The organism is Vibrio sp. 1S139 (genome assembly GCF_041439475.1).
GTDB classification, from domain to species: domain Bacteria; phylum Pseudomonadota; class Gammaproteobacteria; order Enterobacterales; family Vibrionaceae; genus Vibrio; species Vibrio crassostreae_C.
Genome location: NZ_JBGOOD010000045.1, coordinates 18,289 through 40,983, shown reverse-complemented (window position 1 = coordinate 40,983; position 22,695 = coordinate 18,289). Strand labels below are relative to the sequence as shown.

21 protein-coding genes and 2 pseudogenes are annotated in these 22,695 nt (G+C 45.3%); 11 read left to right on the top strand and 12 right to left on the bottom strand.

What is annotated here, in order from left to right; genetic code table 11:
* Positions 1-67: 67 nt before the first annotated feature.
* Complete coding sequence (locus ACED46_RS15345; protein WP_371721819.1) at positions 68-559, bottom strand: VOC family protein; 492 nt, start codon at positions 557-559, stop codon at positions 68-70.
* 520 nt (positions 560-1,079) lie between these two features.
* Between ACED46_RS15345 and ahpC the strand changes: the two genes are divergently transcribed.
* Together ahpC and ahpF are read left to right on the top strand one after the other, a co-directional pair.
* Positions 1,080-1,637: an alkyl hydroperoxide reductase subunit C gene (ahpC, locus tag ACED46_RS15340; RefSeq protein WP_016798107.1), complete on the top strand. Its 558-nt coding sequence runs from the start codon at positions 1,080-1,082 to the stop codon at positions 1,635-1,637.
* Positions 1,638-1,835: 198 nt separating this feature from the next.
* Positions 1,836-3,428, top strand: coding sequence for an alkyl hydroperoxide reductase subunit F (gene ahpF, locus ACED46_RS15335; RefSeq protein WP_371721818.1), 1,593 nt, complete (start codon positions 1,836-1,838; stop codon positions 3,426-3,428).
* A 136-nt stretch (positions 3,429-3,564) separates the two neighbouring features.
* Here ahpF and ACED46_RS15330 read toward each other — a convergent pair whose 3' ends face one another.
* The gene (locus ACED46_RS15330) at positions 3,565-4,164 is read right to left on the bottom strand and encodes a LysE family translocator (RefSeq protein WP_017071831.1); all 600 of its coding nucleotides are present in this window, start codon (positions 4,162-4,164) and stop codon (positions 3,565-3,567) included.
* Positions 4,165-4,286: 122 nt separating this feature from the next.
* Between ACED46_RS15330 and ACED46_RS15325 the strand changes: the two genes are divergently transcribed.
* A complete protein-coding gene (locus tag ACED46_RS15325) occupies positions 4,287-4,772 on the top strand; it encodes an Lrp/AsnC family transcriptional regulator (RefSeq protein WP_017065258.1) in 486 nt (161 codons plus the stop codon).
* Positions 4,773-4,871: 99 nt separating this feature from the next.
* Here the strand turns inward: ACED46_RS15325 and ACED46_RS15320 are convergent, their stop codons facing one another.
* A complete protein-coding gene (locus ACED46_RS15320; protein ID WP_371721817.1) occupies positions 4,872-6,242 on the bottom strand; it encodes an L-serine ammonia-lyase in 1,371 nt (456 codons plus the stop codon).
* A gap of 26 nt (positions 6,243-6,268) precedes the next feature.
* Positions 6,269-7,810 carry a sodium/solute symporter gene (locus tag ACED46_RS15315; protein ID WP_371721816.1) on the bottom strand — a complete coding sequence of 514 codons (1,542 nt, stop codon included), beginning with the start codon at positions 7,808-7,810 and terminating at the stop codon, positions 6,269-6,271.
* A gap of 348 nt (positions 7,811-8,158) precedes the next feature.
* Here ACED46_RS15315 and ACED46_RS15310 point away from each other — a divergent pair, with 348 nt between their 5' ends.
* The 4 genes from ACED46_RS15310 to ACED46_RS15295 all read left to right on the top strand — a co-directional run bounded on the left by ACED46_RS15310 (position 8,159) and on the right by ACED46_RS15295 (position 13,174).
* Positions 8,159-9,463: an MFS transporter gene (locus ACED46_RS15310; RefSeq protein ID WP_017065255.1), complete on the top strand. Its 1,305-nt coding sequence runs from the start codon at positions 8,159-8,161 to the stop codon at positions 9,461-9,463.
* Positions 9,464-9,588: 125 nt separating this feature from the next.
* Complete coding sequence (locus ACED46_RS15305) at positions 9,589-10,605, top strand: nuclear transport factor 2 family protein (protein ID WP_017065254.1); 1,017 nt, start codon at positions 9,589-9,591, stop codon at positions 10,603-10,605.
* A gap of 248 nt (positions 10,606-10,853) precedes the next feature.
* A complete protein-coding gene (locus tag ACED46_RS15300) occupies positions 10,854-11,939 on the top strand; it encodes a porin (protein ID WP_371721815.1) in 1,086 nt (361 codons plus the stop codon).
* Between the two features lie 197 nt (positions 11,940-12,136).
* Positions 12,137-13,174 (top strand): LacI family DNA-binding transcriptional regulator, encoded by a 1,038-nt coding sequence (locus tag ACED46_RS15295; RefSeq protein WP_371721814.1) that lies wholly within the window; start codon positions 12,137-12,139, stop codon positions 13,172-13,174.
* 56 nt (positions 13,175-13,230) lie between these two features.
* On the opposite strand, the pseudogene ACED46_RS15290 reads toward ACED46_RS15295, so the two are convergent.
* A pseudogene (locus ACED46_RS15290) lies at positions 13,231-14,040 on the bottom strand (sulfatase-like hydrolase/transferase); the annotation flags it as partial.
* On the opposite strand from ACED46_RS15290, the pseudogene ACED46_RS15285 reads away from it, so the two are divergent.
* Positions 14,036-14,287, top strand: a pseudogene (locus ACED46_RS15285) (DUF481 domain-containing protein); the annotation flags it as partial. The pseudogenes ACED46_RS15290 and ACED46_RS15285 overlap by 5 nt on opposite strands.
* Positions 14,288-14,398: 111 nt before the next feature.
* On the opposite strand, the gene ACED46_RS15280 reads toward ACED46_RS15285, so the two are convergent.
* The 6 genes from ACED46_RS15280 to ACED46_RS15255 form a co-directional block, all read right to left on the bottom strand.
* Positions 14,399-14,818, bottom strand: coding sequence for a globin (locus tag ACED46_RS15280; protein ID WP_371721813.1), 420 nt, complete (start codon positions 14,816-14,818; stop codon positions 14,399-14,401).
* Positions 14,819-14,954: 136 nt separating this feature from the next.
* Positions 14,955-15,335 carry a VOC family protein gene (locus ACED46_RS15275; RefSeq protein ID WP_017062185.1) on the bottom strand — a complete coding sequence of 127 codons (381 nt, stop codon included), beginning with the start codon at positions 15,333-15,335 and terminating at the stop codon, positions 14,955-14,957.
* A 146-nt stretch (positions 15,336-15,481) separates the two neighbouring features.
* Positions 15,482-15,931: a redox-sensitive transcriptional activator SoxR gene (soxR, locus tag ACED46_RS15270; protein ID WP_017062186.1), complete on the bottom strand. Its 450-nt coding sequence runs from the start codon at positions 15,929-15,931 to the stop codon at positions 15,482-15,484.
* Positions 15,932-16,095: 164 nt separating this feature from the next.
* Positions 16,096-16,617, bottom strand: coding sequence for an NADPH-dependent FMN reductase (locus ACED46_RS15265; RefSeq protein ID WP_017062187.1), 522 nt, complete (start codon positions 16,615-16,617; stop codon positions 16,096-16,098).
* 329 nt (positions 16,618-16,946) lie between these two features.
* The gene (locus ACED46_RS15260) at positions 16,947-18,494 is read right to left on the bottom strand and encodes a glutamate synthase-related protein (protein ID WP_371721812.1); all 1,548 of its coding nucleotides are present in this window, start codon (positions 18,492-18,494) and stop codon (positions 16,947-16,949) included.
* A gap of 224 nt (positions 18,495-18,718) precedes the next feature.
* Positions 18,719-19,276 (bottom strand): DUF1439 domain-containing protein, encoded by a 558-nt coding sequence (locus ACED46_RS15255; protein WP_017065247.1) that lies wholly within the window; start codon positions 19,274-19,276, stop codon positions 18,719-18,721.
* A 162-nt stretch (positions 19,277-19,438) separates the two neighbouring features.
* Here ACED46_RS15255 and ACED46_RS15250 point away from each other — a divergent pair, with 162 nt between their 5' ends.
* The 3 genes from ACED46_RS15250 to ACED46_RS15240 all read left to right on the top strand — a co-directional run bounded on the left by ACED46_RS15250 (position 19,439) and on the right by ACED46_RS15240 (position 22,228).
* Complete coding sequence (locus ACED46_RS15250; RefSeq protein WP_017062190.1) at positions 19,439-19,825, top strand: thiol-disulfide oxidoreductase DCC family protein; 387 nt, start codon at positions 19,439-19,441, stop codon at positions 19,823-19,825.
* Positions 19,826-20,209: 384 nt separating this feature from the next.
* Positions 20,210-21,553, top strand: coding sequence for an AarF/ABC1/UbiB kinase family protein (locus ACED46_RS15245; RefSeq protein ID WP_065584895.1), 1,344 nt, complete (start codon positions 20,210-20,212; stop codon positions 21,551-21,553).
* 84 nt (positions 21,554-21,637) lie between these two features.
* Entirely contained in the window at positions 21,638-22,228 is a 591-nt protein-coding gene (locus ACED46_RS15240) for a glutathione peroxidase (protein ID WP_371721811.1), read from the top strand.
* Here the strand turns inward: ACED46_RS15240 and ACED46_RS15235 are convergent.
* Positions 22,225-22,659, bottom strand: coding sequence for an N-acetyltransferase (locus ACED46_RS15235; RefSeq protein ID WP_017062214.1), 435 nt, complete (start codon positions 22,657-22,659; stop codon positions 22,225-22,227). The genes ACED46_RS15240 and ACED46_RS15235 overlap by 4 nt on opposite strands.
* Positions 22,660-22,695: the final 36 nt, after the last annotated feature.

Genomic DNA, 22,695 nt, shown 5'->3' with positions numbered 1-22,695 from the left:
AGACTCATCAACAGGCTACTGCATGATCTCCATACACCACATTTGACAATAGCTCGCAGTAACGCTATTACTCGTAATCAGTCGCGTAGGTGTCTTCGTATGTGTGCGAGTAAAATTCGAATAGGTTGCCAAACGGGTCTTCTAGATAAACCATTTGTGCTTGTTTTAGTTCGTCTTCTGGGTGGTAACGCATGATGTCCATACGGACCTTACCGCCAAACTCTTCAACACGTTTAATCGCTGAATGAAACTGCTCTTTTGGAAGCTGTAGACAGAAGTGGAAGATACCTAGACGTGAGAAATCAACTTCGTGACGCTCTTGGCGCTCTTTCATTTCGAACAGCTCAACACCGATACCATCAGATGTTACTAGGTGTGCAATGTTGAAGCCTTTAAAGCCTTCACCGAACACAGCGATACACATGCGGCCGATTGCTGATTCGCGCTCTTCCATCATTTTGGTGTTGTTCATTACGATTCTTAGACCTAGAGCTTTCGTGTAAAACTCGACTGCTTGGTCCATGTCACCCACCATGATGCCTACGTGATTCATTTTCATAACTTGCTCCAAATTCGTTTTAAATTCTGTGCTTTTCGAAGTCTAGCTTCGGTGTTTCGTTTCGATGGAGAGAGTATAGGTACATGCGTTAATTAACTGAAATTATCATAATTTATATTAATGATAATTTTTTGTTATTTACAGTTTGATATAACAACTCAACTCTCGCAAAGAAACCATACCGAACCCTACCTACATAGACACATAGATACATAGATACATAGATACATAGATACATAGATACATAGATACATAGATACACACACCAATAGAGATAAGCCCAATGTAGAGAACAACCTAAAGAGCATAGCTACTTAAATTGGGAGTTGTTGATGTTTGATGGCTTTTGTTAATTGTTTTTGTTGATAGCTTTTACCGATAGCCTTTTCCTTTCGAAGATAGGATTCGCCTATTGAATCTATAGAAATGTCCGATTTCACTAATTTTCGGTGGCAATGCAATATATCTACATCGACGCGGGATAGCGTTAAACACTATAAATTAGAAAGAGAGTCAAATCATGATCAACACAGAAATCAAACCATTCAACGCAACAGCATTCAAAAACGGCGAATTCGTAGAAATCACTGAGCAAGACGTTAAAGGCAAGTGGGCTGTATTCTTCTTCTACCCAGCAGACTTCACGTTTGTATGTCCAACTGAGCTAGTTGACCTACAAGACAAATACGCAGAGCTTCAATCTCGCGGCGTAGAAGTTTACTCAGTATCAACTGACACTCACTTCTCTCACAAAGCATGGCACGATACTTCTGACAAAATCGGCACTATCGAATACTTCATGGTAGGCGACCAAACTGGCAACATCACAAATAACTTCAACGTTATGCGTGAAGGTCAAGGCCTTGCAGACCGTGCAACGTTCCTAATCGACCCTGAAGGCGTTATCCAAGCAATGGAAATCACAGCTGAAGGCATCGGCCGTGACGCAGAAGACCTACTACGCAAGGTTAAAGCAGCACAATACGTAGCCGCTAACCCAGGTGAAGTTTGCCCCGCTAAATGGAAAGAAGGCGAAGAGACTCTAGCTCCATCTCTAGACCTAGTAGGCAAGATTTAATCTAAGCCTAGCTAACAAGAATAGCTAAACGGTTCTACAGGCGCGCTTCGGCCCCCCTCCTAAAGGGCAGTCGCGCGCCACCCTTTCAAAACATCAACACCACAATATTTGCCGACTTGCGCCCCCTTTTTATTTTCCTTTTTCAGCAAGAAGGTATTGGTCAATACCAAGACACAGAATTTAAGAGCAGGCACGATTATGTTAGATCAAGCAATGAAGCAGCAGCTAAAAGCATACCTAGAAAACCTAAAAACCAATGTTCAGTTAGTGCTTAGCCTGGATGGCAGCGACACCGCGAACAAACTTCAAGATCTGGCGAATGACACCTCGTCTTTAACCGATAAAATTGAAGTGACTCGCGATGACAGCGCAAGCACTCGCAGCCCTATCATGCAGGTCGTGAACCAAGAGAAAGGCACCGCGATCGGTTTTGCCGGTTTGCCAATGGGTCACGAATTTACGTCACTGGTTCTAGCACTGCTTCATAGTGGTGGTCACCCTATCAAGCTTGAAGCGGACGTAATCGAGCAAATTAAAGAACTCGATCAAGAGCTTAATGTAGAGATTTTTATCTCGCTCTCATGCCAAAACTGTCCAGAAGTGGTTCAAGCCTTCAATATGATGTCGGCGATTAATCCTCTGGTTAAGACAACGATGATCGACGGCGCAGCATTCCAAGATGAAGTGAAGTCTCGCGACATCATGGCAGTACCAAGTGTATTCGTTAATGGTGAGCTATTTGGTCAAGGCCGTATGTCACTGGCTGAAATCCTTAACAAGGTTGATTCAGGCGCAGCGGAAAAGAAAGCAGCAAACCTAAACCAACAAGCACCGTTTGATGTATTGGTTGTCGGCGGCGGCCCTGCAGGTTCTTCAGCGGCAATTTATGCTGCACGTAAAGGCATTCGTACTGGTGTGGTTGCTGACCGATTCGGCGGCCAAGTGATGGACACCATGGCGATTGAGAACTTTATCTCAGTGAAAGCAACCACCGGCCCTAAATTAGTGGCAAGCCTTGAAGAGCACGTAAAAGAGTACGGTGTTGAAGTAATGACTGAGCAGCGCGCTGCAAACATCATTGCGGCAGAAGACACTGAAGACGGTTACATCCACGTTGAGCTAGAGAGCGGCGCAACACTACGAGCTCGCACGGTTATCACAAGTACAGGTGCTCGCTGGCGTGAAATGAACGTTCCGGGCGAGCAAGAGTACCGCAACAAAGGTGTTGCTTACTGCCCACACTGTGACGGTCCATTGTTCAAAGGCAAAAAAACAGCGGTTATCGGTGGCGGTAACTCAGGTATTGAAGCGGCTATCGACCTAGCAGGTATCGTGGAACACGTAACTGTGCTTGAGTTTGCGAACACACTGCGCGCTGACCAAGTGCTTATCGACAAAGCGAACGCAACACCAAACATCGAAATCATCAAGATGGCACAAACAACGCAAGTGATTGGTGATGGCAACCGTGTAACCGGTCTGGAATACAAAGACCGCAACACCGATGAACTTAAACAGATTGAACTCGCAGGTATCTTTGTTCAAATCGGCCTGATGCCAAACAGCGAATGGTTGAAGGGTTCGAAAGTTGAGCTCTCACCACGCGGTGAAATTGAAATTAACGCTCATGGCGCAACATCAATGAAAGGTGTGTTCGCAGCGGGTGACGTAACAACCGTACCTTACAAACAGATCATCATTGCGATGGGTGAAGGTGCGAAAGCAAGCTTAGGTGCATTTGACCACCTAATCCGTAACTCAGCTCCAGTTAAAGAGGCTGAAACCGCTTAACCTTTACACTGAAAAGCTTAAAGCTTTTAACTCAAGCTCCTTAAATATTTGTTAACTTAATTCTTTACTGTTAACGACTTAGTCGACATTTAGACGCCACTCCTATGGATTTAGGAGTGGTTTTTTTATTTGTGATTTACGCCGGTTGATAAAGCATAAAGGCAACCACCATCGCTAAGCTTCCGCCCAAGCAACGGTTCACAAACATCATCTGTTTTGGTGATTGCAGTAGCTTTTTAAGCATGGTGCCGCAATACGCCCACACCAACATGCACGGTACACCGGTAATCACCATACCCGCGATAATGGTCACGACTTGAATCAAGTAATCTGCATTCGGAGTGATGAACTGCGAAAACACGGTTAATGACGCTATCCAACCTTTAGGATTTAACACCTGCACCAACACACCCGACACAAAGCCTGAACGATTGTCGGTGGTGCTTTCTTCGATTTGCATATTCGCAATCGACCACGCCATGAACAGCAAATAAGCCGCACCCGCGTATTTCAAAATGCTGTATAGCTCTGGGTAAAGGGTAAATAGGCTCACCAAACCGACACTAGAACCCGCCAGTACGATGATGATGCCAACAGCGTTCCCAGAGATAAAAGGTAAAGTCGCAGCAAATCCATAACGACTTGAAATCCCAAGTAATGCGATATTGCCTGCCCCAGGGGTAATTGCAATTGATGTTGAAAATAGCAAGAACGCCAGCATTAATTGAGAGCTCATTTCCTCTCACTCCTAATAAGTAAAGTATTTATAGGGAGAGAGTTTACAGATTCGACTAGGAATTAAATTGCTATATAGGCTAATATTAATCCAAATTTGAGCAAGAATTTTCCAAAATAGCCATGAAACAGAAAGAATCCACCAAAGAAGTATTGGATGACACAGATATCGCCATCTTAGAGCATATCCAGCAAGACGGACGCATGAGCAACAGCAAGCTCGCAGAGAAGGTCAACCTCAGCGAAACCCCATGCTGGCGTCGTTGGAAACGCATGGAGGAAACTGGCTATATCGATGGTTACGCCGCTAAGCTGAATCGTAAGAAATTAGGCTTTCATGTGGCTGGTTTTACTCTTGTGACCTTGGGTAACCATGAAGTTGAAAACACAGAACCATTCGAAGAATTTGTCGCGGTAACCGATTGGATTCCTATGTGTCACTGCATTGCAGGCGGCGCCGATTACATGGTGCAAGTGTTGGCCAAAGATTTGGAAGAGTACTTTGAGCGTATTAGCTCGATCAGACGAGTCAAAGGCGTGAGTGCGATTCAGTCGAACATCTCAGTAAAAGAGTTGAAAAACAGCTATCGATTACCGCTTTCAGATTAGCTCCCTAAAACACATAAAACAAAAAGCCCAGCCGCGATAGATTTCTAAAGTCTAAGGCTCTGGGCTTAACGTTATTATTTACTGGGTTAACTGGCTTAGCTATTCACAAGGATGAGCTAGATGGATCAAGGCTAAACCACCGAGTGATGTTTCACGATATTTCTTGTTCATGTCTTTACCGGTTTGGTACATGGTTGCGATGACCTTATCGAGTGAGATCAAAGACTTGCTCTTTCGCTTCAATGCCATGCGAGATGCATTAATTGCCTTCATCGCACCCATCGCATTTCGCTCGATACACGGCACTTGAACCAAGCCGCCAATTGGGTCACAAGTCATACCCAATGAGTGTTCCATCGCGATTTCCGCCGCAATACAGATCTGCTCATTGCTGCCACCGCGTAGTGCCGTTAATCCCGCAGCCGCCATAGAGGATGATACGCCTACCTCACCTTGGCATCCTACTTCCGCACCAGAGATCGAAGCGTTAGTTTTGTACAGAATACCAATCGCGCCCGATACCGCTAAGAAATCTTTTAACTGCTTAGTATCCAACTCTTTAATGAAGCGATGGTAGTACATCAACACAGCAGGAATAACGCCCGCCGCACCATTGGTTGGTGATGTTACCACTTGGCCACCAGCCGCATTTTCTTCGCTAACCGCAAACGCAAACAAGTTAATCCAATCCATGATTTCCATTGGGTCGTTTTCAACCGCCGCATTCGCTTCTAACTTTTTCAGTAGGTTAGGCGCACGACGAGTTACGTTCAAACCACCATCAAGAATGCCTTCGGTTTCAAAGCCACGCTCCATACAACGACTCATCACTCGCCAGATTTGATCCGCTTTCTCTGAAATAATGTCAGCGCCTTCGAACTCCGCTTCATTTTTTAGAATCATACCACCGAGGCTCATCCCACTATTGTCAGCTTGTTGAAGCATTTCATCGGCGTTTTTGAACGGGAAAGGAACTTCTACCGCTTGGGTTTGAGTACCATTTTGCAGTTCATCAGCAGTTGCGATAAAACCGCCGCCAATCGAATAATAAGTTTCATCGACAATCACGTTGCCACTCTGGTCAAACGCAGTAATCATCATGCCATTTTCATGCAGAGGCAGATTGTCTTTGTGGAACAACATGTCGGTTTCGTAGTTGAAGGCAATGTGCTTGGTGCCCGCTAAATCCATCTCACCACTGTCTACGGCATGACGCATTGCTTGGTTTGCGCTGGTGATTTTGATGGTGTCTGGTTTATTGCCGAGTAGCCCCAATATTGTAGCTCTGTCGGTGTGGTGACCTATGCCAGTCAATGACAAAGAACCGTATAAATCCACCTGAATACGCGTCACTTCTGCGATTTTATCAGCGATTAATTGTGTGAAATGGAAACCCGCAATCATTGGGCCGTTGGTGTGAGAGCTCGATGGCCCAACACCAATTTTGTAGATATCAAAGATCGATAACATAGATATACCAGTAAAAAATCGGTCAATTAAGAAAGAGCGGCATAAAGCCAATCAGGGATAACAGTACAAGCAGCAATCGTCACAACAGCGAACACCAACAAGCCATAATGACTCGCGGTAGGCTTTGCAAACAAATGCTTTTGCTTTTCTATAAATTCATTTTGTTGCTCGGTTACCTCTCCCCAGAAGCGGCTCACAACAAAACCTAACACTAAGAAAACCACAGTGCCAATCAAGGCAAACCAAGGCCAAGCTATTCCGCTGTATTTGGCGATGAATACGACGGCCACACTGCCAATACTGCCCGCAATTACGCCTTTCTCGTTTGCTTGTTTGAAGAACAAACCCAAGATGAAAGAGCCAAGGCGAATACCAACAAAAATAGAGGTTAAGCTCGCAATCGTTTTAAGCACTGATTCATTCGAAACAGCCAGTAACGCAGGCACAACAACCGACGCTGCAGCAACCAGGCTCATTTTTCTAGCCACTGATTCATAGTGCGCGTCAGAGGCTTGCTTACGGAAGAAGCGCTTATAGAAATCGAACGTTGCGACCGTCGCCATTGAGTTATAGGTGGAATCCAATGTCGACATTGCCGCAGCCGAAAGTGCTGAGATCACCAAACCAACAATGATTGGGTTGGTATGGTTAAACACAAAATCGAGAATCACTTCGTTGCTGTTTTCAAAACTGCTGTCTTGATAAAAGACACTTAACAGCACCCCCATCACAGCAAAGAACAGATAAACAAAAAATGCGCCGTAGCCACAAAGCAACATCGATTTTTGCGCTGTTTTAACACACTTAGTCGCCAATGTTCTTTGAATAATCAGTTGGTTAGTGCCATACACACTCAGGTGCAAGAAGCTCACAGCCACTACGCCGGCCCACAATGTGGTATCGACGCCTAAGTCAAAATCGAGATTGATGATATTCAAATGTTCAGGAGACAACATCTCGCCCGCATCGATTTTCATCAGCAATAAAACAAAGATCGCAATGCTGCCGATAATCAACACTGCTGACTGAAGCATGTCAGTCCAGATTACAGTCGAGATACCACCCGCATAGGTATACAACGCAGTAAATACGCTGATGTAGATGATCGCCTCAGAGATACTCACTGGCAGCACTTGCACTAAGATCAGGGCTACCGCATACAGAATAACCCCTGCCGAAATACACTGAACCACAATGAACACGATGGAATTGATCGTGCGAGCAACAACGCCAAAGCGGTGCTCTAGGTATTCGTAAATCGAGGTTAGGCCGAGCTTGTAAAACACCGGAACAAAGAAAAGCACAGTGAAAAAGATCACTATTGGATAGTTCAAATGTACGCTCATCGCTTCCATGCCTGAGCTATAAACCCAGCCCGGCATGCCAACGAACGTCATTGCGCTGATGTAGGTTGCAAGAATCGACACACCTGCCGTAAACCAACCAAACTGTTTTCCACCAGTCGAAAAGTCGCCACCGACGCTATAGCGCCTATTAACTAAGTAGCTGATAAACAAAGTAGTTAGCACATAAAGAGCAATAACCACAAAACTTGAGTACGTAACCATTTTTAGATTCCGTTTATTGTATGTCGCAATTAATTCGCTGCCAATAGTACTCAAAAATGGATATTTTCCCTCAAAAACCCACAATAAGTGTGACTATTATCACTAAGATAGACGATTAAACACTCAAACCACCCCACAAAGCACAAAAACCCAGTTAAATGAGATCAAGATCACTAAAATACACAAAATGGGTACGCACTCATTTTAAAATTGACTTTGATCACGGATCTAATAACCACAAAAATTCTATTATCTCTCCCGAAATGAAGACGGTGTGATGAAGATAAAGAATCAACACACAATAATTAAAACCAAAACCACCCTATATAAAATAAAGGTTTATCGGTCATGACCATTAAAAAACACATGAGCGAAGTTCCTATGATTCAAAGGGTAGCCGCATATCTAGCAATTCTAGTAGGTTACTTTTTTTATTGTTATAACTTTGTAATTATTGACTACGTACGCCCATACATTGTGGAAGAATATGCTGGTATTAGCCTTTCTGATACCGCTCAGTTCTACACTTGGCAGTCGGTTGGTGCTCTGATTGGTGCTCTGAGCTGTGCATGGTTCGCAACCAAGTTCGGCAAGAAGTCCACACTAATAGCAATTACGGCATTAAACGGTGGTGCAACCATCATCAACATGATGTTTACCGACTACGCCACTTGGGCTGCAATGCGTTTCATCATTGGACTATCTTTAGGTGGTTACTTCACTGTAGCTGTATCTTTGATGATTGGCCTATTTACACCAACGGTTCGCGGTAAGTTGACTGCTTTTGCTTCTTCAATGTTCTCTGTTGCTTTAGTGGCAATGGGCGCTTACGCAGCCTTCATTACAAGTGTTGATGCACCTTGGCAGAGCCTAATGTGGGTAGGTGGTATTCCACCGCTTGTAGCAGCAGCGTTAATGATCTTTGTATTACCAAGCGACAAAACTGTGATCGCCTACGGTGAAGAAGATCAACAAACAACAACCAATACAGCTGGGGAAGTAACCGAAGCTAAAAAAGGTTCTTGGGGTGAGATGTTAAGCAAGCCTTACCGCAAAATTACGATTACTTGTTTACTTCTTTCTGGTCTTAACTTCTACGGATTCCAATTCTTCGGTGGCTTTGTAACTACCTACCTGAAAGATGTTCGTATGTTTGATGGTGCAACCATCGGTTTGATCTTCTCTATCTCAGCATTTGGTTCACTCTTCGGTGCTTGGTTCTGGGGATGGGCAGCAGATAAGTACGGTCGTAAGATCAACGCGTTCGGCTTCATCCTCGCAGGTATCATGGTTTCTATCTTCTTTGTCGCACCTGGCGACATGATGATTGGCGGCCTAAACATGCTGGCTCTTCTGGGTCTTATCTACAACTTCGGCCTGTCTGCTTCTGCAGTATGGGGCGGTTACTTCTCTGAATTGTTCCCAGCACGCTTGCGTAGCTATGGTGCAGCTTTATTCCATGGCGGTCGTATTATCGGCATGTGGGCACCAATGGTTCTTATCTTCATCCAAGAGCGTACCGACCTACAAACAGCAATGTGGGGCTCACCAATCGTATGGATTATCGCCGGCCTACTATGGCTAACACTGCCTGAAACTCTAAAAGGTGGCGTCTTCGATAAGAGCAAAAAAGCTGAAGCAGCAAAAGCTTAATTCGACACTCATACGCTGAAGTTCAAATACGAAAAGTTTAAAGCCGGCTGATAAATCAGCCGGTAACAAAATCCAAATCGAGTCCTGTTCCGAATGTTGACTCGACAACACAAAGAGAAATTATTATGTCTAAATATCAAGAAGCGAAACGCATTGTTCGTGAATACTTCGATGCAATGGAAAACGCAACTCACGAGAACGTTGCTGAAGTTTTAAAAGCACACACTTCTGAAGATTACTTGTGGCGCGGTGTTTACCCATTCCGTGAGCAAGAAGGCGCACAAGCAGCAGCTGACGTATTCTGGGCACCAATGATGAAGTCAATGACTCGCATGCAGCGTCGTCAAGACATCTTCATCGGTGGTAACAACGAAGTTAACCCAGATGAGATTTGGGTAATGAGCATGGGTCACTTCATGGGTCTATTCGACGCTGAATACCTAGGTATGCGCCCAACTGGCAAGATCATGAACGTTCGCTACGCAGAATTTAACTGTGTTGTTGATGGCAAAATCACTAAGACAGGCCTGTTTCTAGACCTACTAGGCATGATGGATCAAGCGGGTTGCTACCCACTTCCACCATCAACTGGTAAGCACTTCGTATACCCTGGCCCACGTAACCACGACGGTCTGCTATTCGAAGACGCGGCTCCAGAAGAAGGTGTTGCGACACTTGCTCTAGTAAACAAAATGGTTGATGACCTGTCTGCTCTTAACGACAGCGGCGCGATGGGTTGCCCACCAGAAGTACTAGCGAAGAGCTGGTCAAAAGACATGATTTGGTACGGCCCATGTGGTATCGGCGCGTCTTACACAATTCCTCGCTACCAACAACAGCACCAACTTCCTTTCCGTAACAACCTGAAAGACAAGAAGTTCAACGGCCACGTTTGTCGTTTCGCTGAAGGTAACTTCTCTTGTTTCTTCGGTTGGCCAAACCTATCAAACACACCAACAGGTGGCTTCCTAGGTATGACTGGCGGTGAAGTACGTGCAAACATGCAAGTAGTTGACGTTTACTACCGTGACGGTGACAAACTGTCTGAGAACTGGGTTCTTATCGACCTTCCTTACTGGCTACAACAGCAAGGTCTAGATGTGTTCGAACGCACTTCAAGCATCATGAACCCAACGCTGTAATCGATACGCTTTAATCCAAAAGATTGAAACGAAATAGTGGCAACCTAAATAGACATCTGATTTAGGTTGCCACGCTTACTGGGGGACCCTTCTCGCTCCTAGTAAGTGCTCCAACCAATTCATTATTGCTCCACTAATAACTGAATCTACTAGTGCCTCATGGATGGGGTACACCCTGCCAAACCATTACCAATATAACGGGCTTGAAAGCACGGTGGCTTTCTACGGCCTGAATAAAGAGAATTACAATGAAAAAGTCGATTCTTTCAGCAGTGATCCTGACAGCACTTACCTCAGGTTCTGCTTTTGCTGCACACACTTTTACCAATGACGCGGGCGATAGCCTTACTTTAGACGGTCGTTTCGACGTTCGTTACCAAGATAAGGGCGGCGACCACAACGGTGAGTGGAACAGCGGTAGCTCTCGTTTCGGCCTTAAAGGTCAAATGGGACTCGATAACGGCTGGACTGGCTTTGGCCATGCTGAATGGGGTTACAACTCAGGTGCTAACGGCGACAATATTTACGACCGACTTCTATACGCAGGCGTAGAGCACGACAAATACGGCAAGATCGCAGCAGGTACTAAGCAGTGGTCTACTTTTTATGACGTCGCATGGTACACCGACTTAGGTCGTGTCTTCGGTACTCGCGGCTCAGGTGTTTACAACCTTTCTGACTGGGGTATTGCATCTGGTACAGGTCGAGCAGAAAACTCCATTACTTACCGTAACTCAATCAACGACCAAGTAAGCTACGGCTTCACTTACCAAACGACACGTGAAGAAGTGGCACTAGCGAGTAATGCGACAGCTTCATTGAAAAACGGTATGGGCGCGTCGATCACTTACAAACCATTTAATGGCGTAACACTTGGTGCGGCTTACCACCAAAATGAGCTAGAAGATCTTTCAACGAGCGTTGAAGGAGCTAAAAATGGTGACAACATGCGCATCATGTTATTGGGTGCGAACTACAGCAACGGTGGCTTCTACGCAGGTGCCACTTTCCACGTGGGCGAAAACTGGGAAGCTGTAAGCCAAGGCGGTACGGATGTAATGTTCGATACCCTAGGTGGTGAAATCTACACTTACTACCACTTCGACAATGGCCTACGCCCTACGTTGAACTACAACTACATGGAAGATCGTGATGACCAAACAGATGGCTATGAGCGTAACCTGCTTATTCCTGGTGTTGAATACCACTTCCAGAAGAACAAATTCCTAGTTTGGACTGAGTACCAATTCGACCTAGGTAAAGATCAGTTCGTTGGCGGTAAATTCGAAAACAGAGACGACCAATTCGCTGCAGGTATTCGTTACTACTTCTAACGCCCAGTTAGTCGATTCATAAATTCTTTAAACAAAGCTCTGCTCTTACGCAGAGCTTTTTTGGGTCATACCCAGAATAATATTCAACACTCTCTATTAACCCTTATTTTTCATCCAATCATGGCATATTGTATTTTTGAGTACGTACCTAATTATGTTACTCTATGCACAATCAATTTGGTTCAAAAGTATGGTCTATGAGCTCTCCAAAACACTCCACGGCGTCAAAGCCAACCGTCACCTCTAAAGATGTCGCTAGACTTGCTGGCGTTTCTCAATCAACTGTATCTCGCGTATTTGTACCGGGAAGTTCAGTGTCTGAAAAGACCAAGCAGAAAGTGTTCGATGCCGCGAAATCGTTGAATTATCGTCCCAATGCTTTTGCCCGTAGCCTTACGACAAATGAATCAAAATTGATTGGCTTAGTTTTCCCTGATGCCGACTACCCTATTCACATGAAAACGCTGCAGCTTATCTCCACTGAACTACAAAAACAGGGATATTCTGCGGTATTGATCCCTTGGCAAGTTGATGGCAACGATAACCACTCAATTCCCAATATCTTCCAATACCGAGTTGATGGCGTGATTGCTGCTTCTGCGACCTTTAACAAGTCGCTTTATGAAGAGTGTGAAGAGTTCAACATCCCCATTGTTCAGTATGCTCGTGTAGTTGAGGGGACTAAGAGTAGCCATGTAATAAGTGACAACTACGCCGCAGGCCAAGTCGCCGCTCAACATTTACATAGCGTAGGAACAAAGTCAGCGGTTTACCTGACAGGTAACGTGCCAACCTACACCAACGGCGAGCGTGAATCGGGCTTTTGCTCAGAATTCGAAGATCTAACAGGCAAGCAAGCTCGTGTTATTGAAGCTGACTATGACTACCTTGATGCTCTAGATACCATTCGGACTCTGTTTTCAGAACCCACACATCCTCAAGCGATTTTCTGTGCGACAGATAACCTCGCGATGGCAGTAATGGATGTGGCGCGCTTAGAATTTAACCTGCGTATTCCAGAAGATCTTCAAGTGATTGGTTTTGACGATATCCCACAGACTCAATGGTTGAACTACCAACTCACTACCTTCAAGCAAGATTTCAGACGCCTTGCACGTGAATCAGTGAAAATTGTCGTTAGCCAGATTCAAGAGCAAGACACAAGCTTGGTTAAGCTGATGGTGCCAGTGAAGTTCATTGAACGAAACACGACGCTAAAACAGAACCAACGTTAAGACGCTTTCAAACAAAAATCCCGCTCAGTGTGAGCGGGATTTTTTATGATATTTAACTAGTTACCTACACCACCAGTCTTCTCTGCCGGAGAGTCAGGCGTCACTGGAGGCCACTCTTCGAAGGTTGCTAAGTGTTGTTGAATAGCAGCTTGAGCAGGGCCAAATGCCCACATCTTCTGCCCCATCCATTTCAAGTACATACCCGACTCTTCAGCTGCTCGCTCGTAAGGATCACGACGCAGGTTGAACAGCAATGGCGCGTTAAGTTCTTCTTTCGGGCCACTCCAACCGTGATTCTGAACCACGAAATGCGCCTTCCAATCACCAACACGAACCGCTTGCAGCTTGTCTCGTTCGTAGTAGTAGATCTCTTTACGGTTTGACTCGCCTTTCTCAGTCAGCATATCCACTTGGTTGTAACCATCAAGGTGCGCTTTAAAGCCATCGTGACCTTTCAGCAGTTTTTCTTTTAGATCCGTTGGACCACCAGCCGCAGCGACCAGAGTGGGTAACCAGTCCATACCATCAAAGATGCCATTGCCTACAGTACCCGCTGGGATTTTACCCGGCCAGCTAACCAATGCAGGGGCTCTTACGCCACCTTCCCAAGTTGTGCCTTTCTCACCGTGATAAGGTGTCATACCGCCATCTGGCCAAGTCATGATCTCTGGGCCGTTATCGGCAGTGAAAATGATGATGGTGTTGTCAGCAATACCGAGTTCTTCCATCTTCGCCATCATCTCACCGACGTGATCATCAAGATCTTTCATGACCACTTCTTGGAGTCCCCAACCGTTTTGACCGAGCATCGCTTCGTATTCAGGTGACAGGTGCGTCCAAACGTGACCGCGTGATGGACAGTACCAAATAGGTGTGAGATGGATAACGCAGATCAATAAGGATTGGAAGTTTCACGCAACCATTGATGCAGGGCTTGGTAGTGACACCAACTTTACCTCATCTCTGTTAACTGGCGTGCGATACCAGATAAACAGTTGGTCTGACTTAAATGTTGCCTACAAATCGACCTGGGTTGATTACGAAAACAAGGGGACCTTTGAATACGATACCGCATCGCAAGGGTTCCTGATTGGTTGGGCTGCTCATTTCTAGTCAAACAATAAGAGGTAAGCCTGATATCGTTAGGCTTACCTGACAATGTCAATCTTTCAAGAGTTAATGCCGGTTTTAACTAACGAACAAGCAAAACTACCCACCAACGACCTAGTTATTCACAGTGTTTGGAACTACGCACTCTTTCTTCATGATAGTTAAGCCGGCCTCGAGAGTTTCTGTCCAAGCTTGTTCGACGCTTTCATCGTAGTGAGGGTCATATTTTTTAACTGTATTGAGTAACGAATTGAACCACTCGTTGAGTTCTTGCTCAGAGATATCCATTCCTAAATCTTTATGTCGCTTCCCAAGCTTTTTTACCGAGTTTCGTACGCTCGGCAGACCCGCAGAGTTATAGATAAGAATGATCGAGGCTTTAAGCATCTTGATTTGTTGCTCTAACCCTATATTTTCAAAACGTTCTGAAAACCTTGGGTTATGCTCGCAAAAATCAGCCAAAAACGTTTCGAGAAATTCTTGGTCAATCCGGCAGCGCTCAAAACTTTCATAAAACAGTTCGTTCGGTTTCATCTAGCCAGTCCTTTGCAAAATTTTGAGTTATCGGGAAGCTAACAAGTCCAGAGCCGCAACTTAGCCAACTCCGAACCATCAATATGATCTAAGTATACGCCACTGTGGCATAAAATGAACGATGGCATAACGTAAACTACGGCATAAAGTGCGTTGCACAAATCTTGTTTCCATCAGGATCTCGCAAATAAGCCATGTACAAGCGACGCTCGTCAGAACCTCTCGCTCCGGGGCCATTTTCAATGCTGGTACCGCCATTTTCGACGCCAACTCGATGCCACTCATCTACAACTTCAGGAGAAGACGCAAGAAAACCCACCGTCATACCGTTGCCGTGAGTCGCAGGCTGACCATCAATCGGCTTCGTTAAGCCCAACACACCCGTTTGGCTAACGTAAACACAGCGCCCTTTGGGATCAACAGAGCCTTCGCTATAACCAAGCACTTTCATGATTGGGTCATAAAAAGCCTTCGCGCGTTCAATATCATCGGTACCGAGAAAAACATGGCTGAACATAACTAACCTCTTCTTTTATTGAAAGAACCATCTAAACTAGACCTATAATTCGTGTTTGTCTAGGCACGCTATTCGGTCACAACTGTTGCTTAACCCATTGAGCAAACACCTGAAACTTAGTTCGCTGTTCCATGCCTTTCGGGAACTCAGTTAGTCTGTTCAACAATTCGTTGTGCGCCCTGCCCTTGGTCATGCAAGATATCATCAGGATTTAGCAAGTTGCACTTTTGCATACTCAAGCATCCGCAACCGATACAGCCGGTTAAGTTCTCTTGTAGCGATTTAATCTGCGCCATTTTACTGTCGAGTTGCCCCTGCCACTTCTTAGCAACGCGCTCCCAATCTCGCTTAGTCGCGGTATGGTTCATCGGCAGTGTCGATAATTCTTCGGTGATCTCTTCCAGCGTGAAGCCTATCGACTGCGCGACTTGGATCAACGCAATTCGTCTCAACATCGCCGACTGATAACGGCGCTGATTTCCGTTAGTACGAATCGAAGCAATCAACCCCTTGGTTTCGTAAAAACGTAACGCCGAAGGAGCCACGCCACTGCGCTCAGCCAACTGGCCTATGGTGAGGTATACGATGTTTCTCATTACGACACTATCCTTGAGATCATAAATATTTAAAGCTTACTTTAACTTTAGAGTAGCGACCTATTGTTACCTTAACCAATTAATGTCCTTAAACTTTGACAACGGGCGCAATGAAAAGCAATCGTGAACATGGCTGCTTTGTTTTATTGTGGTGTTCTCGCTCTCTAAATCTGACTCATGATCGATTTCAGGCTCTCGGCCATTTCGGCATTGATGATCTCACCCGTTTCTACATTAAAGTTGTCGTAGAAACTTGGCACCGACATCGACCCCTTCACATCTGCATCAAAGTAAGGTGCCGAATTTACCGCAGACGACAACACAGAGTTTGCGCCGCCTGGGCCTGGTGATGTGGAGAGCATCACAACAGGTTTGCCTTGGTACACTTTCATGTCGATTCGTGATGTCCAATCAAACACATTCTTAAAGGCTGCGGTGTATGAGCCGTTATACTCTGCAAAAGAGATGACCACAGCATCTGCTTCGCCAATCTTGCTAAAAAAGCGTTGAGCGTGTTGATGAACACCTGAATCTTGCTCTCTTTTCTCGCTGTAAATTGGCATCTCGAAATCATTAAGGTCGAGCACCTCGACTTGCGCGCCTTCGACTAAACCTGCGGTGTACGCTGCAAGTTGTTGATTAATTGATGTTGTACTGTTGGTCGCGCCAATCGCTAATACTTTCATTGTTGATCCTTGTTCATTTTTCTCACCTTTTTGCACTCATGACTTCAATTACGGAGCTCAAAATTCATAACTGAAGATTCGTAACGTCTGTTTGATAACATCAAAACCTGCACTAGGCGACAAGGTGATAGATTGTGTTTTTAGATTGGGGATGATGATAAAACCTCAAGTTAACTTGAGGTAAAGCGATATTTTCAAAATATAGGAAATAGTTTAAAAACACTTATAAAGCAGTTGATTATGAAAGGTTTAACATAGGTTGGCATTACACAGGAAAAAGTCAGCACACCCAAAATACATTGAGTGTGCTTTATCGAAGTATTATTTACTTAAGGACAGACACCAGAGTAAGCGACACCGGATAGCTCGGCCATTTCGCGATTCCATGTTGCCAAATCATGAGGGTTAAATTGATTCAAATGATCATGCCCACATGCCCTCGCCATCACTTGCATTAATTCTGTCGAGGCTTCAAAGAAGTTCTTAAGCTGGTTCGATGCTTTCTCGACATTCAAACGCTGACGTAAATCGGCTTTTTGAGTTGCAATACCAGCAGGGCAATTATTGGTGTTACACATTCTCGCCGCCACACAACCTATCGACTGCATGGCACTGTTTGAGATAGCGACACCATCAGCACCAAGCGCCATCGCTTTTACGAAATCCATCGGCACGCGCAAGCCGCCCGTGATGATCAATGTGACTCTGTCACTGACCCCTTGTTTATCGAGATACGCTCTAGCGCGAGCGAGTGCTGGAATAGTGGGAACACTGATATGGTCACGGAACATTTCTGGCGCCGCCCCTGTACCGCCACCACGCCCATCTAAGATGATGTAATCGGCACTGGCATCAAGCGCGAACTGAATGTCTTCTTCGATGTGATTGGCACTTAACTTAAAGCCAATCGGGATACCGCCTGTCACCTCTCGAACACGGTCGGCGAACTTTTTAAAATCCTCGACCGTGTTAAGGTCGACAAAGGTGGGTGGAGAAATCGCTGCCGTGCCCGCTTCAATGCCACGCACCTCCGCGATCTTGCCTATGTTCTTCGCGCCCGGTAAGTGCCCGCCCGTTCCGGTTTTTGCGCCTTGCCCTCCTTTAAAATGGAAGGCTTGAACGTTTTTGAGTTTAGCTTCATCGTAACCAAACTGAGCACTGGCTAACTCATAAAAATAGCGAGAGTTCGCCGCTTGCTCTTCAGGTAACATACCGCCTTCACCTGAACAGATACCTGTTCCTGCGAGTTCAGCCCCTTTCGCCAATGAGACTTTTGCTTCTTCAGATAGCGAGCCAAAGCTCATATCAGACACAAACAAAGAGATGTCCAATTTAAGCGGCTTCTTCGCTTTGGGGCCAATAATCAGTTCGGTACCAACAGGCACATTTTCTAGCAAAGGCTTAGTCGCCATTTGCGCGACCATCACTTGAATATCGTCCCAGTGAGGTAATAGATGTCTTGGCACGCCCATAGAGGTCATTGGCCCATGATGCCCAACCTTAGATAAACCATCACGCGCTAACTGATGAATAAACTCCACGGTAGGCTCTTCTTTGGTTGCGGTTGCCGCTGGAGATAAATCAGGGGCTGTCGCTTGAATGTGAACTTCAGGGCCTTCTTGCCCAACTTGTTCCGCTGTGAACTGTTTATGAGTGCCATCGCAGAAAGGAAGGTTGTTGGAATACTTACAGCGACAAAGGTAGGCGTCTCCGCTCTCTTCGGCGACAAAGCTTTTCGGTTTGAACCCCGTACCAGCATGAGAACCGTCACAAAACGGTTGGTTTTTCGACTTCCCACAGGTACAGAAGTAATACTTCTCTCCCTTCGTCAGCTCTACTTTAACGGGTTTGTTATCCGCAATTACTGGACTCTTCATAGTTCGCTCACCTTTTCTTTCTTATGATTTGATGACTGAAGCGATGACTTGCTCACAAGAGTAAAGTAAAGGTGAGATACCCAGCGAATTCAATAAATGAGACTGATAGACAAGGTGAGTAAACCGACTAAAAACAGTCATGACCGACTGAGCTCAAACAAAAATGGCTACCTAGTAGGCAGCCATTATGGGTGAGAGCTTAGTCAAAACTAATGCACTGAGGGTTAATCAAACAATTCGATAACCAATTTATTGTCTTTAATCACTAGATTGGGTTCCGATGACTTAATCAACGACTCTTGAACCTTGTTGCTGTCGAGTTTGTAAACCGGAGACTGGGACAAAGCAAAACCTATCATCGATACAGCTGGTTTGAGTAGTGTCTCTATTTCAGGCGAAAGCTGTTTGCCTTTTTCTTCAAAGCGCTCTAGTCGCAGCGACTTTAGATACACCTCGCCACTCTCCTTGTCGTATTCGGGAATCGCGCTGAACTCTAAGTCTAAATCCAACCCCATATTAGGCATATTGAACACTTGAACTTTTGCATTGGTATTCGCCAACACGGACACGCGTTGTGCATCGGCTCGACCAATTTGCACTTCTAGATCATCCACAGCCACTTGTGCGTACATCACACTTTGTACACCAACCTCTTGTTCTAGCATCACTGAGTCTTCAAGGTACTTCGTCATTTCTTGCTCGGTAATACTGTAGCTAACACAACCACTGAGCATCAGGGCTGTCACAGCTATAATCAAACGGTTCATTAACTTTGTTGTCATTGGAGATAGGCTCTTATTTTTTAAATGCATGGAACGGATGTTACCTCGAGATGATACTGTAAATTGGTTGTCACAATAACAGTGTCGGATAACTGGGCAGAATGATCCACCTAAATGGTGATGTCGTATCAATGAGAATTGACGAAAATAGTAAGGAAAACAATGACTGCATTAACGATATTTTACGATGGAACCTGTCCACTTTGTGCAAAAGAGATGGCAGCACTGACTAAGTCTGATTCCAAAGATCAGATCCAGACCGTCGATATCTACAGTGAAGCGTTTTCAAACTACCCGCAAATAGATGCCGAGGCAGCCAATACAATCTTGCATGCACTGGACGAAAACGGAAAGCTGCTGCTCGGTTTAGACGTGACTTACCAAGCGTGGAAGCTAGTAGGAAAGGGTTGGCTGTATGCCCCGTTACGTTGGGCGATTTTTAAGCCAATGGCAGATTGGTGTTATCTACGGTTTGCCAAAAATCGATATAAGATTTCGTTTTGGCTAACCGGAAAATCACGTTGCAACGGTAACAGCTGCACAAAATAGTGTTGAGTTAAGACATGCCGCTGGCGACTTTGTAGTAAACGATGCCAAATAGGGCTGCGAACACCAATACCGTAACGGCCACTTTCAACCAAATAAATTTCATGCTTTGTCCTTTTAATTCTGTTTACTGTTCCACGCGACAAGTTAGCACAACAAAACATACGGTTGTGTAATGATTGATAGAACTTTGTAGTCATACCAATCACAGTAGGTAAGTGTCAAGAAATAGCGCAGGAAAAAAGCTTGAGAACAAGGCGGATTTTTTAGATAAGTAGTTATTCTACAATCAAAAAATCTAACGACTTTATCGAGATTTTTAACAAGCTAGGGTGAACAGTTATTTACTACGATTGGTATCAACCCTGATTCCCAGAGAGAACCTTTATGTCGGCAAAAGAGAGAAACCTTCCCACACATCGAATTTCTAGATTCAGTAAGTTCGCTTCGTTGGCGACAAGAGTCGCGGGTAACGTGCTAACGGAAGGCACCAAACAAATTGCACAAGGCAACAGGCCCAAAGCAAAAGACTTACTGTTAACGCCACAAAACATTGCTCGCCTGACCGATCAACTCGCACACCTGCGCGGTGCGGCTATGAAGTTAGGACAGATGCTATCAATGGATGCGGGTGATGTCTTAGAACCAGAGTTAGCCGACATTCTCTCTCGCCTGCGCTCCGATGCCGATCCACTGCCAACAAAACAGCTCAATCAAGTGTTAGAAAGCTCGCTCGGGAACCATTGGAAAACCGAATTCCTGTCCTTCAATTTTAAACCGATCGCCAGTGCATCTATCGGACAAGTTCACCAAGCCTATAGTGATGCTGGGGACAAACTCGCAGTCAAAGTCCAATACCCCGGCATTAGAAAAAGTATCGACAGTGATGTAGATAACGTGGGCACGCTGCTCAATATTGTTGGCTTGATACCAAAGTCGGTCGACTACAAAGGCTTGTTAGAAGAGGCAAAGAAACAGCTCCACGATGAAGCAGACTATGCTCGCGAAGCTGATTACGCAACTCGTTACCATGATGCATTGAAAGAATACTCTCACTTCGTCGTACCTAAGATTCATCCGCAAGTCTCTTCAGAATCGGTGCTCGCCATGGACTTCATCGAAGGCGTCTCGATAGAGCAAATCGAAAGTTACGACCAAAGCACACGTGACTTTGTAATGCACAGCTTACTGGAGCTTCTGTTCAGAGAGTTGTTCGATTTTAAGATGGTGCAAACCGATCCCAATTTCGCCAACTACCTTTATGTTGAAAACACCCGACAAATTGGCTTATTAGATTTCGGAGCAACCCGTGAGTACAGTGACCGCTTCAGCGAGGGTTATCGCTTGGCCTTTTCCTCTGTCATTAACAACGATGAGCAAGTGCTCAACCGAGCTTTAGAGCAAATAGGATTCTTTAGCGAGACAATTCTTCCCGAACAACGCCAAGCGATTCTAAATCTAGTGAAGATGGCCTGTGAGCCGATGTTAGTTGACGAAGAGTACGACTTCAAAGCCAGTGGATTGGCACAAAGGCTTCGTGAAGCAGGCACCATTTTGAGCATGGAACAAGAGTATTGGCATACGCCGCCCGCCGATGCGCTGTTCCTGCACCGAAAAATTGGTGGCATGTATCTATTAGCGGCTCGCCTTGGTGCAAAAGTGAATATCAGTCGCTTGGTCGCTCCATATCTTATCTCAGAGAGCAAAAGCACAACTAAAAGCGCGAGTTAATGAGACAGTAAATAATACGCAAAGTGATCATTTCATCGTGCTCAAGAGTAATAACCATTACGCCAACTAAAATGAGCCAACCCTATGAAATGTTCACTACTTTGCTCAACCGCACTGATTACAAGCCTCACGAGTTCCATCGCCTTTGCAGCGAGCTGTCCCGAAATACTTAATGGCAAACAGCGCTTGTTAAACTCAACCGAAGAAATCGCCTTGTGCGATGAGTTTCAAGGCAAAACTCTATTGGTGGTAAATACAGCGAGCCAATGTGGCTTCACTCCGCAGTTTGAGCAACTCGAGCAACTTCATCAAACCTACAAAGACCAAGGCTTCACGGTTATCGGTTTCCCAAGTAATGATTTTCGCCAAGACAAGGGAAGCGAAGAGAAGACGGCAAAGGTTTGTTACCTAGACTATGGCGTGACCTTCCCAATGATGGCGCGAGCTTCACTGTCTGGTAGCAACGCCAACCCCGTGTTTACAGAGATACAACAGCAAGCGGGCGTAACGCCTAAATGGAACTTTTACAAATTCTTGATCAGTAAGGAAGGTAAAGTCGTCGCCACCTTCCCTAGCTCCACATCTCCAGTGAGTGCCACGCTCAAAAACGCGATTGTGCTCATCGCTTGGCTGGCAGTATTGCTTGGCGAACAAAAAGAGCTAGTGACAATCTAGATGATGAGCTTCATCACTAACCTCGGCTCATCATCACCAAAGTAGTTGTCTTCTTGCTTGATGGTAACGAACCCCATCGATGCATAAAGCGCACGAGCCGATGTGTTATTTGGGTCTACAGTGAGCAAAAGCCTAGCATCTCGAGGCAACTGCTCAACCGCCTGTTGCATCAGTTTCCGGCCAACTCCCATGCCACGATAATTCTGGTCTACAGCCAATGAGAGGACCCAAAACTCATTCTGCTTGTCTGTGGTTGTCGTTAAGGCATAGCCAGCAATCTTTGAGTCTTGCTTAGCAACCAATAAACCTTTTCCCCAGCAATCAAAGGCCTGACGAAAGAAAAACAGCGGATAGGCGTGAGCGCCAAACAAAGCATGTTCAAGCTGGTAGATATCAGCCAGTTCTTGTTTTTCCGCACAAACAACATTCATAGATAGACCTCATTTAAACCGAACCTCAAGTTTAAA

Excerpts from the sequence above, each read along its gene's own strand:
- ACED46_RS15345 (WP_371721819.1), bottom strand. The coding sequence starts at position 559 with ATGAAAATGAATCACGTAGGCATCATGGTGGGTGACATGGACCAAGCA.
- ahpC (WP_016798107.1), top strand. The coding sequence starts at position 1,080 with ATGATCAACACAGAAATCAAACCATTCAACGCAACAGCATTCAAAAAC.
- ahpF (WP_371721818.1), top strand. The coding sequence starts at position 1,836 with ATGTTAGATCAAGCAATGAAGCAGCAGCTAAAAGCATACCTAGAAAAC.
- ACED46_RS15330 (WP_017071831.1), bottom strand. The coding sequence starts at position 4,164 with ATGAGCTCTCAATTAATGCTGGCGTTCTTGCTATTTTCAACATCAATT.
- ACED46_RS15325 (WP_017065258.1), top strand. The coding sequence starts at position 4,287 with ATGAAACAGAAAGAATCCACCAAAGAAGTATTGGATGACACAGATATC.
- ACED46_RS15320 (WP_371721817.1), bottom strand. The coding sequence starts at position 6,242 with ATGTTATCGATCTTTGATATCTACAAAATTGGTGTTGGGCCATCGAGC.
- ACED46_RS15315 (WP_371721816.1), bottom strand. The coding sequence starts at position 7,810 with ATGGTTACGTACTCAAGTTTTGTGGTTATTGCTCTTTATGTGCTAACT.
- ACED46_RS15310 (WP_017065255.1), top strand. The coding sequence starts at position 8,159 with ATGACCATTAAAAAACACATGAGCGAAGTTCCTATGATTCAAAGGGTA.
- ACED46_RS15305 (WP_017065254.1), top strand. The coding sequence starts at position 9,589 with ATGTCTAAATATCAAGAAGCGAAACGCATTGTTCGTGAATACTTCGAT.
- ACED46_RS15300 (WP_371721815.1), top strand. The coding sequence starts at position 10,854 with ATGAAAAAGTCGATTCTTTCAGCAGTGATCCTGACAGCACTTACCTCA.
- ACED46_RS15295 (WP_371721814.1), top strand. The coding sequence starts at position 12,137 with ATGAGCTCTCCAAAACACTCCACGGCGTCAAAGCCAACCGTCACCTCT.
- ACED46_RS15280 (WP_371721813.1), bottom strand. The coding sequence starts at position 14,818 with ATGAAACCGAACGAACTGTTTTATGAAAGTTTTGAGCGCTGCCGGATT.
- ACED46_RS15275 (WP_017062185.1), bottom strand. The coding sequence starts at position 15,335 with ATGTTCAGCCATGTTTTTCTCGGTACCGATGATATTGAACGCGCGAAG.
- soxR (WP_017062186.1), bottom strand. The coding sequence starts at position 15,931 with ATGAGAAACATCGTATACCTCACCATAGGCCAGTTGGCTGAGCGCAGT.
- ACED46_RS15265 (WP_017062187.1), bottom strand. The coding sequence starts at position 16,617 with ATGAAAGTATTAGCGATTGGCGCGACCAACAGTACAACATCAATTAAT.
- ACED46_RS15260 (WP_371721812.1), bottom strand. The coding sequence starts at position 18,494 with ATGAAGAGTCCAGTAATTGCGGATAACAAACCCGTTAAAGTAGAGCTG.
- ACED46_RS15255 (WP_017065247.1), bottom strand. The coding sequence starts at position 19,276 with ATGACAACAAAGTTAATGAACCGTTTGATTATAGCTGTGACAGCCCTG.
- ACED46_RS15250 (WP_017062190.1), top strand. The coding sequence starts at position 19,439 with ATGACTGCATTAACGATATTTTACGATGGAACCTGTCCACTTTGTGCA.
- ACED46_RS15245 (WP_065584895.1), top strand. The coding sequence starts at position 20,210 with ATGTCGGCAAAAGAGAGAAACCTTCCCACACATCGAATTTCTAGATTC.
- ACED46_RS15240 (WP_371721811.1), top strand. The coding sequence starts at position 21,638 with ATGAAATGTTCACTACTTTGCTCAACCGCACTGATTACAAGCCTCACG.
- ACED46_RS15235 (WP_017062214.1), bottom strand. The coding sequence starts at position 22,659 with ATGAATGTTGTTTGTGCGGAAAAACAAGAACTGGCTGATATCTACCAG.